Source organism: Gluconobacter sp. Dm-73 (genome assembly GCF_018256215.1).
In the GTDB taxonomy this organism is placed as follows: domain Bacteria; phylum Pseudomonadota; class Alphaproteobacteria; order Acetobacterales; family Acetobacteraceae; genus Gluconobacter; species Gluconobacter cadivus.
Map to the genome: position 1 here is coordinate 55,852 of NZ_JAERLW010000004.1, position 12,393 is coordinate 68,244.

Annotated in this window: 10 protein-coding genes; 5 read left to right on the plus strand and 5 right to left on the minus strand. The window is 52.0% G+C overall.

Going from position 1 to position 12,393, the window contains the following annotated elements:
• Positions 1 to 69: 69 nt before the first annotated feature.
• Positions 70 to 2,172 carry a flagellar biosynthesis protein FlhA gene (gene flhA / locus JK176_RS05545; protein WP_408874183.1) on the plus strand — a complete coding sequence of 701 codons (2,103 nt, stop codon included), beginning with the start codon at positions 70 to 72 and terminating at the stop codon, positions 2,170 to 2,172.
• A gap of 987 nt (positions 2,173 to 3,159) precedes the next feature.
• The gene (locus tag JK176_RS05550) at positions 3,160 to 3,918 is read left to right on the plus strand and encodes an NAD kinase (protein ID WP_194268021.1); all 759 of its coding nucleotides are present in this window, start codon (positions 3,160 to 3,162) and stop codon (positions 3,916 to 3,918) included.
• 2 nt (positions 3,919 to 3,920) lie between these two features.
• Here JK176_RS05550 and JK176_RS05555 read toward each other — a convergent pair whose 3' ends face one another.
• The 3 genes from JK176_RS05555 to JK176_RS05565 are packed head-to-tail and all read right to left on the minus strand — an operon-like array spanning position 3,921 to position 6,334.
• A complete protein-coding gene (locus JK176_RS05555; protein WP_211586942.1) occupies positions 3,921 to 4,853 on the minus strand; it encodes a 2-hydroxyacid dehydrogenase in 933 nt (310 codons plus the stop codon).
• Positions 4,854 to 4,883: 30 nt separating this feature from the next.
• Positions 4,884 to 5,357 (minus strand): low molecular weight protein-tyrosine-phosphatase, encoded by a 474-nt coding sequence (locus JK176_RS05560; protein WP_194267923.1) that lies wholly within the window; start codon positions 5,355 to 5,357, stop codon positions 4,884 to 4,886.
• On the minus strand, positions 5,354 to 6,334 hold the full coding sequence (locus tag JK176_RS05565) for an AEC family transporter (RefSeq protein ID WP_194262283.1): 981 nt from the start codon (positions 6,332 to 6,334) through the stop codon (positions 5,354 to 5,356). Before JK176_RS05565 ends, JK176_RS05560 begins: the two co-directional genes overlap by 4 nt.
• Before the next feature lie 162 nt (positions 6,335 to 6,496).
• Here JK176_RS05565 and JK176_RS05570 point away from each other — a divergent pair, with 162 nt between their 5' ends.
• Entirely contained in the window at positions 6,497 to 6,808 is a 312-nt protein-coding gene (locus tag JK176_RS05570) for a hypothetical protein (RefSeq protein WP_194262407.1), read from the plus strand.
• Positions 6,809 to 6,829: 21 nt separating this feature from the next.
• On the opposite strand, the gene acs is transcribed toward JK176_RS05570, so the two are convergent.
• The gene (gene acs, locus JK176_RS05575) at positions 6,830 to 8,737 is read right to left on the minus strand and encodes an acetate--CoA ligase (RefSeq protein ID WP_211586945.1); all 1,908 of its coding nucleotides are present in this window, start codon (positions 8,735 to 8,737) and stop codon (positions 6,830 to 6,832) included.
• A 249-nt stretch (positions 8,738 to 8,986) separates the two neighbouring features.
• Positions 8,987 to 9,118 carry a hypothetical protein gene (locus JK176_RS15090; RefSeq protein ID WP_283091961.1) on the minus strand — a complete coding sequence of 44 codons (132 nt, stop codon included), beginning with the start codon at positions 9,116 to 9,118 and terminating at the stop codon, positions 8,987 to 8,989.
• A gap of 890 nt (positions 9,119 to 10,008) precedes the next feature.
• Between JK176_RS15090 and JK176_RS05580 the strand changes: the two genes are divergently transcribed.
• Positions 10,009 to 11,742: a bacterial transcriptional activator domain-containing protein gene (locus JK176_RS05580; protein ID WP_249194242.1), complete on the plus strand. Its 1,734-nt coding sequence runs from the start codon at positions 10,009 to 10,011 to the stop codon at positions 11,740 to 11,742.
• Between the two features lie 132 nt (positions 11,743 to 11,874).
• Entirely contained in the window at positions 11,875 to 12,393 is a 519-nt protein-coding gene (locus JK176_RS05585; protein ID WP_235993380.1) for a DUF3576 domain-containing protein, read from the plus strand.

Sequence of the window (12,393 nt, forward strand, 5' to 3'; positions counted from 1 at the left end):
TTATATTATTGTATTGTTGGGAGACTAAGAAGAGAAATGAATGGTATTTATAATAGTTTTTCTTCTGCCATGGAAGGAATGCTGAAGTCATTTAATTTTTCTTCGAATGGTTCATCGATCAAGAGGTTTTCCCCTGGATCTGATGTGGGGCTTGCGCTCTTAGTGGCGGCATTGCTTTCAATACTTGTCTTGCCACTTCCTACATTCATTCTGGATATCGGACTATCTCTCTCCGTTACGTTATCCATATTAATTTTGATGGTAGCCTTGTTTCTGAATAGGCCTTTAGATTTTACATCTTTTCCAACTTTATTATTGCTAACAACACTGCTGCGCCTTTCTTTGGAAGTCGCAACAACGCGTTTAATATTGAGTCACGGTTATCTGGGGGCATATGCTGCAGGTCATGTTGTTGCAGCGTTCGGTGGCTTTCTTATGGGGGGCGATGTAGTTATCGGGGCTATATTATTTTCCATACTTTTAGTTGTTAATTTTATGGTTATTACTAAAGGCTCTGGAAGAATTGCTGAAGTTGCGGCTAGGTTTTCTTTGGATTCAATGCCCGGCAAACAAATGGCTATTGACGCAGAATTATCTTCTGGGACAATTAACGATGTTATTGCTAGAAAAAAACGAAAAGAACTTGAAGAAGAAAGTGGATTTTATGGTGCAATGGATGGAGCAGCAAAGTTCGTACGTGGAGATGCGATCGCTAGCTTAATAATAACAGCAATTAATATCATTGGCGGGTTAACAATAGGTATTGTTCGTCATGGGATGTCGATCTCAGATGCGGCGACATCGTTTACAACACTAACGATAGGTGATGGGCTTGTCTCTCAGATACCAGCCCTTTTAGTCTCTACAGCTTCGGGTATTGTGGTTACAAAAGGAGGAACTGAAGGAGGGGCAGATGTTGCGTTAGTGAGGCAACTGGGAGGAAATCCTAAGCCACTTGCTTTAGCGGCCGGTTGTTCTTTGGTTTTAGGTATGATGCCCGGATTGCCAACTTTCCCGTTTTTTTTTCTAGCTGTTTTATCTGCTGCGGCAGCTTGTTTCAGGCATTATGCACCAATTTCTAATAAAGATGATGAAGGTGATTCAATCGCGGTCCCTGAAAATAATATTCCCACTGATGCGCCAATTTCGGATAGTCTTAAGGTTGACTTGTTGAGACTAGAATTAGGATTTAACTTGTTGGCCGTAGCAAATGGAGATGCTGCTCGTCTGACTGAAAAAATTAAAGTGCTACGCAGAACAATTGCTAGTGATATGGGGTTTGTACTGCCGCCGGTTCGTATTCAAGATAACTTAATTTTGCCGCCTGATTGTTATTCAATTTGTATCAAAGAAATTGAAGTGGGACGAGGGGAAGTTAGGCTTAACAAGCTTCTGGCCATGAATCCTCAGGGGGGGGAGCCTAATATTGAGGGCGAAAAAACTAGAGAACCTGCCTTTGGTCTCCCAGCATTATGGATAGATCAGAATTTGCGTGAAAATGCCATAGTACGTGGATATACCGTTGTAGATCCGGCTAGTGTTATTATTACTCATTTAACTGAGTTAGTTAAAGAAAATATGGCCGAGCTTTTGTCATACGCAGAAACACAGAAATTATTGGATGGTATGCCTAGAGACCAGCAGAAGTTGGTTGTAGATTTGATTCCGTCGCAGGTTTCTGTAGGAATTTTACAAAGAATACTACAGTCCCTTCTTGATGAGAAAGTTTCTATCAGAGATTTAACAGGGATTTTGGAGGCGGTTCAGGAGGGATATAGTTTAGGTTTCAAAACGGTTAACTCATTGGTTGCACATGTTCGCATTAGACTGGCTCGTCAAATTAGTTCTTCGATGATTAATGCTCAGGGGTGTATCCCAATTTTGACTCTTAGTCCCGAATGGGAGCTTTCTGCTTATGAAAGTTTGTCTAATTCGACTGAAGAAAAGCAAATTAATTTTTCTCCTTCTCAAATGCAAAAATTTGTTTCAGCTTTAAAGTATTCTATCGAATCTTCTTCTAGGGAAGGAGTTATTCCAGTTATATTGACTTCTCGTAATCTTCGCCTTCCGCTAAGAAGAATAGTAGAGCGCGTTCAACCTTCTATAAGTGTGTTATCTCAAGAGGAGATTTTTCCAAGAATTAAAATAATCAATATTGGATTGATATCGTAATATTTTTTACTCTATTAAATTCGAGATTTTACTGATTAGAATTGGAAGATAATGGTGGTAGGAAGTGCAATGGTTGCGAAAAAGCCTGTTGAGAGCTTGTTGTAGCTGGACGCAACGCGGCGCCAAGTCCTTGATGTGTCTAAACATGACCTCTATACGGTTGAGCCATTTTTAGTCGCGCTTGTCTTATTCGATGGCTCAGTTATGGGATTTTCGGTCCGGAATGCAGACTTGATCTCCCCCTCCTTTTTCCCTGCAAGGGTCCCTGAACCAGTCGACGTTATAGCCCATAGCCATTGGGCGTGCAGCGAATCATTCAGCCGAACAGTGGCTTCGATATAATCATTAATCTGGCCTGAGGTCATGAAGAAGATCAAAGGACGGCCTTTTGCATCGGTAATGGTGTGAAAGTTGCTGCTGATGCTGCCTTTTGTGTTCCCAGTCAGGCGGCCCCACCCTGCTCTTTACCCACAGGCTTGAAATCGTGCAGTGCGCTTTCAGATTGGTTTCGTCAATCATCATCGGTCTTTGACCGATTGAAAACCTGGGACGGCAGCCAGATGATCTCCCATCATTTGCAGAAGGATATCTGTATCATCTACCGCTTCTAGCGATTGTTAGGCGTCTTGGGTTGAACGTATTTCCAGGGAACATCACACCCGATTGGCCGTTCGGATTAACAAAGATGATCCCGCGTAGCACTCGCTAGTCATCAACGTGTGGTCTGTCGCGATGCTTGAGGGAAAGGGTCGTAGATGGTCCTTCTGGTTCTCCCCTGCCATTACAGGTCGTTTGTTTTCAGTCTTCTCACCGAGTCTCAATCAGTTTTCTAAAATCAATGCGGCCTTATCCTGAGCGTTGAATGTTTTTCTCAAGGAAGTGTGCGGTCATAATATCTCTTCCTCTGCTAGAGGGCGCAAATCTGTTAAACTGCTTATTAATACGAAAGTGTTTTTTTGCGGCATTTGGATTGATATGACGTCAATTATGAAAATTCATTTTGTTGCGTCTCCTAGTGATTCTGCCCAGCTAGCTTTAGAGCGCCTTTCACAGAAGTATGGGAATGCCCCGCTTCAGAACGCAGATTTTGTCGTTTGTCTGGGGGGGGATGGATTTATGCTTGAAGCGCTTCACAAGGTTCTGGACAGCCGGACTGCCATCTACGGTATGAACTACGGCACGGTTGGCTTTTTGATGAATGCCGCTAATGAGGTGGATCTTTTGCGTCGTTTAGAAAATGCCCAGCCCTCGGTTCTTCATCCATTGCATATGACGGCGACGACTTCCACGGGGATCGTCAGGAGCGCATTGGCGTTCAATGACGTTTTTCTTTTCAGGCAAACGAGACAAACATCGCGTATAAAAATTGAAATTGACGGTCGGGTGCGTCTTGAAGAACTGATTTGCGATGGAATTATTGTTTCCACTCCGGCGGGGTCTACAGCGTATAATCTTTCAGCTCATGGACCTATTGTTCCTTTGAGCTCCAATATTCTTCCTTTAACGCCAATATCCGCTTTTCGTCCTCGTCGCTGGAGAGGGGCACTTTTGCCCTCCAGTGCTGTGGTGAAGCTGACGCTTCTGGATACGGAGAAAAGAGCGACAGCAGCCGTAGCGGACTTTACGGAAATTCGTGATGTGGCAGAAGTTGTGGTGCGTGAAGATCGCACCCGAAAGGCCACGATCCTGTTCGACCCGGACCATGGCCTTTCGGAGCGGATCATTGCCGAACAGTTCGTGGCATAAGCTTATACGACGGGAGTGAGGAGTGTTCCGTCGGTGAAATAGGCAATCAGGTTATTCACAACCAGATTGCCCATGGCTGTTCTGGTTTCGATTGTTGCTGATGCCTGATGAGCTTGCAGAACGGTATTCGTGAGCGCGAAAAAAGCTGGGTTTATGTCAGGTTCGTTCTGAAAAACGTCCAGTCCTGCTCCAGCGATGCGCTTCTCCTTCAAGGCATTCAGAAGGGCGCTTTCGTCTACGACTGTACCCCGGGCGATATTGATCAGGAAACCGTCTTTTCCCAGCGCCGTCAGGATATCGTTATCGATCATGTTTGCGGAGCGTGCTCCTCCGGACACTGCGAGTATCAGGACATCGCACCATTCTGCCAAGCTTTTCAGGTCAGGCTCGAAGCGGTAGGGCGTGTCAGGCTTTGCATGAGAGTTGAAGTAGGCAATCTCCATATTAAAAGCTGAGATACGCTTGGCAATGGCCTGCCCTATGTGACCGAACCCTGCAATCCCGACCCGTTTTTTTGTCAGACTGCGGCTTAGGGGGAGGGGGGAATGAGGCCAGCTTCCCGCCCGGACGAAGCGGTCATTATTCACGACATCCCGCATAACGGTCATCATCAGAACGACGGCCATATCGGCCACATCTTCTGTCAGGGTATTCTGGGTTGTCGCAACGCGGATATTCCGGCGTTTTGCTTCCTGCAGGTCAATGCGATCGGTGCCTACGCCATTGACCGAAATGACTTCTAGATTGGGCAGCGCGTTCATGATTTCGGCTGGAACTCCGGAGGCGCCTCCAGTCGTGATGCCGCGGATGCTCGGAGCGAAGCTCTGCAGATCTTCGGGTGTGGTGTAGGGATGGAGTTCAAAAGATTGCTCCAGCCGCTCTCTCATAAATGGAAGAATGGGATCGATCGTCAGAATACCGGGCCTCGATGACATGAAGTTCTCCATTACTGATTTATGGGGGCGTCACTCTTTGGTGCGTCGTCCGAGAGTTGCGTTTGCGAGCGCGGCACAGGCAGCCTCAACGTCTTCCCATGTTCTGACGAAGCCTTCGTCAGGTCCATAATAGGGATCAATAACGTCCTGTCCCATGCGGGTCGGAATATGATCTAGCATGAGCGAAAGGTGCGATTTTGAAGCGCGGGGCTGCATTTTCTTAAGGACTGTCAGATGGGAGCGATCCAGAGCGATGATATGATCAAAGCGGCTGAAATCATCTACCGTGACAAGACGTGAGCGGAGTGTTGAAGCGTCCAGACCTTGTCGGGACGCGATGACGCATGCGCGTGGGTCCGGTGCTTCGCCCAGATTCCACCGTCCGGTGGCGGCAGAATCAATATCCAGTTCCAGCCCTCGTTCGCGCGCTTCCCGGCGCATGGCCAGTTCGGCCAGAGGAGATCGACAGATATTGCCTGTGCAGACAAAAAGGAAACTACTCATGCGCCTGTTAGCCAAATGAAAAATGCCATGGTGAAGATGGAGGATAACGTTCCGAAGAACAGAACGGATGCAATTTCACGTTCCAGAACATGATATCGCATGGCAAGGATAACATTGATGGATGCGCTGGGAATGGCCATCGTCAGGACACTCTCCTGAAGCGCAGGTAAGGGCAGATGCCATGCGCGGGCCAAGGCATAGATGATACCGGGAATGACAACGTTCCGGACACTGACAATGACACCGACAAGAGGACTGAACTTCACCTGGCGGGTAAAAAGAACCACACCTGAGGCAAAGAGCGCCGCACCGCCTGTCGCCCGTCCAAGAAGCTGGAGAGAGCCTTTGAGGAACTGCGGCAGGAACGCACCTGCGCTGACCAGAACAAGCGCCATCATGGGCACCCAGACCACAGGTTCGCGGCAGGAATGGATTAGATGTCCAAACAGTTCGCGGACGTCACTACGCGACTGGTTGTTATTCCCGACGCGGTGATTTGTGCCACGATCATGCCCCATCAGGATCAATGTGATCGGGAGCTGCACCAGATTCATCGCCAAAGATGCGATTGAAATTGGCACAGAACTCGCGGGACCAAAAATCTGACCCAGAACAGGAATACCAATGAAAGGAACGGACGGACCGGTGATGGTCATTGCGATCAGTGCTGCTTCTCCAAGGCGGCGTTTGAGCAGGCCGCGCAGGATGGCAAAGATCAACCCATAGCCACCAATCATGGCCAGCAGGATGAGCGCCGCGACTGGCCCTGCAGCCAGAACCTGACCGCGCGGCGTACTGAGGATGGAAACCAACAACTCCAGAGGGAGCGCATACAGCATGACCAGACGTGTCAGAACACCTGCCTGCTGGGCGTCAAAATCTTTTCGGTATGCCGCGAAATAGCCAAAGCCCAATGTCACGAGAATCGGGAGAATGGACTGAACGATCGTCAGCAGCAGGGCAGGCGAATTCGTCATAAATGACCCATAAAAACAGAAATCCGGTCGGGAAAAGATCACCTTTCGTAACGGTCACCCTCACATTCGTCTATCCCCGCTGCAGATGACAGTTGACCAAAGCCACGGAGAATGGCTTTGTGGAGTGATCTTGTCCTCTTTCTATCGGTGCCAGCTTACGTGATGCAATCCATACTCGATACGTTGTGGGGTCTGATCCTGGGCCTGCTGGGCGTTGTGGTGGCCGGCGTGGCGATCATCGAGGTCATGGCCCGTTCCGTGCTGAGCAGCCTAGGAATACAGGGACAGATCCAGACTGTTCTGCTGTTTCTGCTGCTGGGTGGGCTGATTCTCGGGGCGTTCAGAGTTTTCGGAAAACTGTTTGCCGTTCTGCTGGTCGCTGCGTTTTCCGTCTATTTCGTACATGTCGTCTTCGGCGTTCTGAGCGATGCGCTCATCCCGGTTCAGACATCGAGCGCGACGACCGATATCTGAACGCCGCCAATTGCGGACCAGTCAGTCCGCTGGCGTCTGGATGATGCGGATCAGCGTCTCCACGATTTCGGGATCGGCGAGGGTGGACAGATCGCCAAATCCTTCAGTCTCGCCACAGGCAATCTTGCGGAGCAGACGGCGAACGCTCTTTCCGGAACGGGTTTTGGGCAGATCCGGCACAACATGGATGTGCTCGGGCGCCGCATAGCGACCCACTTTTGACGTAATCGCTTTTGCAGCCCGGACATGAAGATCGTCGGGAGCGTTGTCGCGCGGGACGACGTAAACGACAATTCCCTGTCCTTTGAGATCATGCGGGATCCCGATTGCTGCACTCTCCGCGATGGTCAGTTCAGTCGCCAGTGCATCCTCGATTTCAGCAGAGCCGATCCGGTGTCCCGAGACATTGATGACGTCATCCACCCGCCCGGTAATCCAGTAGTATCCATCTTCATCACGACGCGCGCCGTCACCCGTGAAATAATATCCGGCATAGGGCTGAAGATAGGTGCGCTCGAAAAGAGCATCATCGTTCCAGATGGAGAGCGCGCGGCCGGGCCACGATCCCTTGAGGCAAAGTACGCCTTCTGTGGCTCCTTCGCGAGGCACGCCCTGTTCGTTCAGAAGAACCGGATGTACGCCGGGGAGGGGGAGCGTTGCTGAGGCAGGCTTTTCACGAACGGCCCCCGGAACGGGAGAAATCATGATGCCGCCGCTTTCCGTCTGCCACCAGGTGTCAACGAAAGCGCAGCGCCCGCCCCCGACATGATCGTTGAACCAGGACCAGGCTTCCTGACTGATAGGTTCTCCCACAGTCCCCAGAACACGCAAAGACGACAGGTCATAACGCTGCACGACCTCATCGCCTTCCCGCATGAGCGCACGGATGGCGGTTGGAGACGTGTAGAAGGTCGTCACCTTGTGATCCTGAATCACATTCCACCAGCGGCCCGGTCCGGGATACGACGGCATTCCCTCGAACAGGAGAACCGTCCCGCCGTTCAGGAGAGGGCCATAAACTCCGTAAGTGTGGCCCGTGATCCAGCCGATATCAGCCGTGCACCAGAAGATGTCTCCGTCCTGATGATCAAACACCAGTTCATGGGTGTAGGACGCCCAGACCAGATATCCACCCGTTCCGTGCACGATACCTTTGGGCTTGCCGGTACTGCCCGACGTATAAAGCAGGAAAAGCGGAGCCGAGGAGGGCATGTTCTGAGGCGCACAATCTAAGGCGGCCTTGTCCAGAAGGGGGGCAAGCCATCTGTCGCGCTCAGGCTTCATACCCACCTCGTTGTCCGTCACGCCCACCACCAAAACAGTGTTGACGACAAGGGTGTCCGGCCGGAGGTCGAGCGCCGCGTCCAGTGTGGCCTTGAACGGAATTCTTTTAGGGCCCCGCCGCCCGACATTGGCCGTGATCACCAGAACCGCCCCGCTGTCAGCCAGTCTGTCCGCGATCGCCTCTGGGGAGAAGCCGCCGAAAAGCACCACATGGATCGCGCCGATCCGCGCGCAGGCGAGCATGGCGATCAGGCCTTCGGGAACGGAAGGCAGGTGAATGGCAACCCGATCCCCCGCCTGAATGCCCTGCTGCCGCAGGACGTTCGCCATCCGGCAGATATATTCATGAAGGGTTTTATACGTAAAGGTCAGGACGCGCCCGGCGTCCTCAGCCTGCCAGATCAGGGCTTTCTGATCGCCGCGGGTTTCGAGGTGGCGGTCCAGGCAATTGACGCTTGCATTGAGCGTTCCACCGAGAAACCAGCCCTGCTGTTCGCTCTGGGCGTGCGTCGGCACGGTGTTCCAGGACAGTCTTTCGCTTTCGCGCATCCAGTAAAGCTCAGGCCCGGCAGTCGCCCGTTCCACCAGAGCGTTATAATCCGTCGGTGTCAGGCGGAATGAATGAGAGTGAGGAGAGGAGGGCATAAACCTGAAACCTTACGCACAAAAAGCAGACGCCACAGAGCAGACTGCTGTTATATATTTGGCTTGCAGGTTCTGAAACAGAGAGAATTTCTGTCTTCTTGCAGAAAAGCTCCGCAAGGGATTGGTGGTGTCCGCGAGAGGATTCGAACCTCCGGCCCCAGGATTCTTACCACTTCGGTTTTCACCGCCATGCCGCGAAGCATGTTCGTGGTCTGGACTGTCTCTTCACCACAACTGCGAAAAACACAGTCAAGGTGTTGCCCGTACAGTCTCTACACCTTCGTTCCAGCGCACCGGAACGCTTGGCTCGGGATTGGCACGATCAAGACGATCAGAGCGTTCCCCGAATTTGAGCAAATCCACCACGCGGTTTCCCCTCATGGCGCCCAATTCAAACCTTAGGAATCCTGTGCTCTATCCTGCTGAGCTACGCGGACAAACCATCTCGCTGATATCGCGGTTATGCTGTCTCTGCAACCATGCCTGTATCATATTCTAAGGAGAGAGAAATCACGGATGCTCTGCATCAGGAGAAGCCGGAGAATCCGAACTGCCACATCCGCGATGCGCAGGTAAGGAGAAAATGGCAGGGTTTGTTTAGGCTATTTAAACCTTTTGCGGGTATTCTTGGAGGCGGTGCTTCTGCTACGGCACTTGCAGTGCACTTCTTTCCTGCCAAGGGGGAGGAGGGCTGTTTTTCTGGTAGCACCAAATCCTGAGTAGGATAGAGCGTATTCGCCTCTGGCATCCTACATATATATCTCTTGAGTGAGGGGTTTTGCGGGTTTGACAGAGTTGAGAATGGCCATGATCTGCGTTGCTTGCGACGATATATTGAAGCGGTTTGATGGTTCTGTGCTTTCGGCAATGGGGCGCTGACCGTGGGGATAATGAAGATGATGGACAGTTCAGCCCGTCATGTCCGCGAAGCTGACCCAACCCTCCTGCGTCTGAAACTGATCGGGCAGATGGAGGCGAAAACTCTTACGGGAGGGAGTGTTCTTCCTGTGGGGGGCAAGACGCGGGCGCTCTTGGCCATTCTTGCTCTTGCTGACCGAAAACCTGTCCTGCGATCCCGGCTGGCGGAACTTCTGTGGAGCCAGCGCCCTGAAGACATGGCCCGTGCTTCCCTCAGGCAGGAAATACATCGTCTTCTCGACGCGTTAAGTCCGCTGGGTGTGGAGGTCATCGACGTTCAGAGGCATTCTCTTGCCCTGAAGCCTGCGTTGACGTCTGTGGACGCTGAAAGGCTTCTAACAGCCAGTCTTCGCATGATCGACAGTGTAGCCCTGCCAAGCGAACCTCTGCTCGGCGAACTGGTAGGCGTGGATCCCGCGCTTGATGAGTGGATCGGCCAGCAAAGGGAGCGCCTTACGACTCATCTTCGGCAGCTTTATGAAAGTGCTGTCCGAGAATTGACGGATCTGGATCAGGTTGAAGAAATAGCCGAACGCCTTCTGAGGTTCGATAGCCTCAACGAAGTCGCCTGGCGCGCCAGAGTACAAACGGCTCTTCATCGTGGGGATCAGGCACGGGCAGCAGTACTCGCCGAGCAGATGATCTGTATTTTTGGAAATGTCGAGGGGCATAGTTTCGCCCCAGCAACCCAGACACTGCTCAATGGTATCGGGGCTGAAAACTCCAGCAGTGAACACCTGAAGATATCGTCCCAGCCGACGCTGCTCCCGTCCGGTTCGGATGCGCTTTTTTCTGTTGCCATGCAGCGGTCAGACCCGATGCTGACATTGCCGCCGCATTATGCTTCCTCCCATTTCCCCGAAGCAGAATTACGAAAGATCTCTCTGGTTTTTCTGGCTCCCTCCTGTGCCGATGAAAATCTTGTGCAGCATGGACAGACCTTTCGGGACCAACTGGAACTCATGTTTGTGAGCATGGGAACCTTCGATATTATTTCTCCTCCCGATACTCCTCCTTCTGATTCCATCAATGCCGCGATGGCGTACCAGGCGCTCGGTGCAGACTATATCATCTCAGGCAATCTGCGGGCTGGGGCAGATGGTGCTGACAGCCGCCTCATTCTTCGTGTGCTAGATGTGCGACGGGGTGGTGTCATCATCTGGGGAACGCATTATGACTTTCCGTCATCTGCGCCCGAGCAGGCCCAAAACAGCATCATGGCCCCCGCGCAGGCCATGCAGTGGAGTATTTTCGTTGCGGAAGCTCGGCGTATTGCGGGGCGTCCGGACAACGAACTGTCTCCATTAGGAATGGCCCTAAGAGCTTTCACATTGCTTTTAAGGCACGATTTTTCGCTCTTCGACAGGATCGATTCTCTCCTGGAGCGTGCTGTAGATTGTGAAAAGGATGATGGGACGATCGCTCTTATTGACGCGATGTATTGCTATATCCGTTTTCAGAATGAATGGGGCCTGGAAGCTGATTCCATCTTTGCTCGTGGGCTGCGAAGTGTGCGTGCAGCTATTTTGCTGATGCCTGATTTACATGCGGTCGAAGTCCTGTTGGCCGCATATCTCATATATGATCCTGCCAAGCACGGTATGGCTGTATCGATTGTTCAGGATGCAATCGGGAGCATTGTTCGCAATGACAGCAATCACCAGGATTCTCCGGATGCTCTGATGGCTGGCGTCGTTATGAGTCTTTTGCGGGGAGAAACGAAATCAGCCACCCGTAGCGTGAAGATTCTTTTGGAAAACGGATGCCGTTCTCAGTTCCTTGAACTTTTGCGGCCTGTTTTCATGATGATCCTGTTATTAGGCGAAGAGTATCAGGACGTCATCTCAATGGGACGACTGATGTCTGGTCTGTATCCATCCTATCCGAGCGCTCTGGTGTACTACCTTGTTGCGTTGCTTCAGGTAGGGGGGGCAGCGGAAGAGGTCCATCAGGTCTGTCGTCATCTTCTGCGTCTGGTGCCTGACCTGACGATTTCCAGAGTTGTCAGCCGCTTTGCGTTTGCAAAACCTGCACAGCAGGCGAGACTGGCTGAGGTGCTGAGGCAGACAGGTATGGCCGCAGAATAGCAACATCTTCCTTCAGGCGCTTGGCCTTGCGACGTCGGCGCGATATGAACACTCAAGAAGTTGCCGGCTACAGGCCTCGCCAGTCTGTATCCTTGCTTGTGACCGGCCCTGGCGCGGCCCGCAGGACCACCCATGATGTCTCGCATCCAGTTGACCGTTCTTCGACCCTTCCACCGACCAGCGGCCCGCTTTGCCCTTGGATGTCTGGCTCTTACCGCGCTTTCCGCATGCGGTGGTGGACGTGATCCCAGCACCCTGACTGCTCCACGCAACCATCTTCTGGGCGTGGACCGTGGCGCTGAAGGCGGTGCTGACGAGCTTCGTGGCGGGGTCAATGCCTATCTGTGGCGCGGCGCGATCGATACGCTGTCGTTCATGCCGCTGGCGTCTGCTGATGCCGTGGGTGGCGTCATTCTGACGGACTGGTACCAGCCTTCCGCCACTCAGAATGAGCGTTTTAAAATTGCGGCCTATGTTCTGGACCGCCGCCTGCGTTCGGATGCTCTGCGGGTTTCCGTCTTCCGGCAGGTTCTTCAGGATGGGCAGTGGGAAGATACCCCTGTTTCTGCAACGACTACCTCCGATATCACCACCCGTATCCTGACGCGCGCGCGTCAGCTGCGCGCTGAAAATGGCGAGCGGGACAACTGA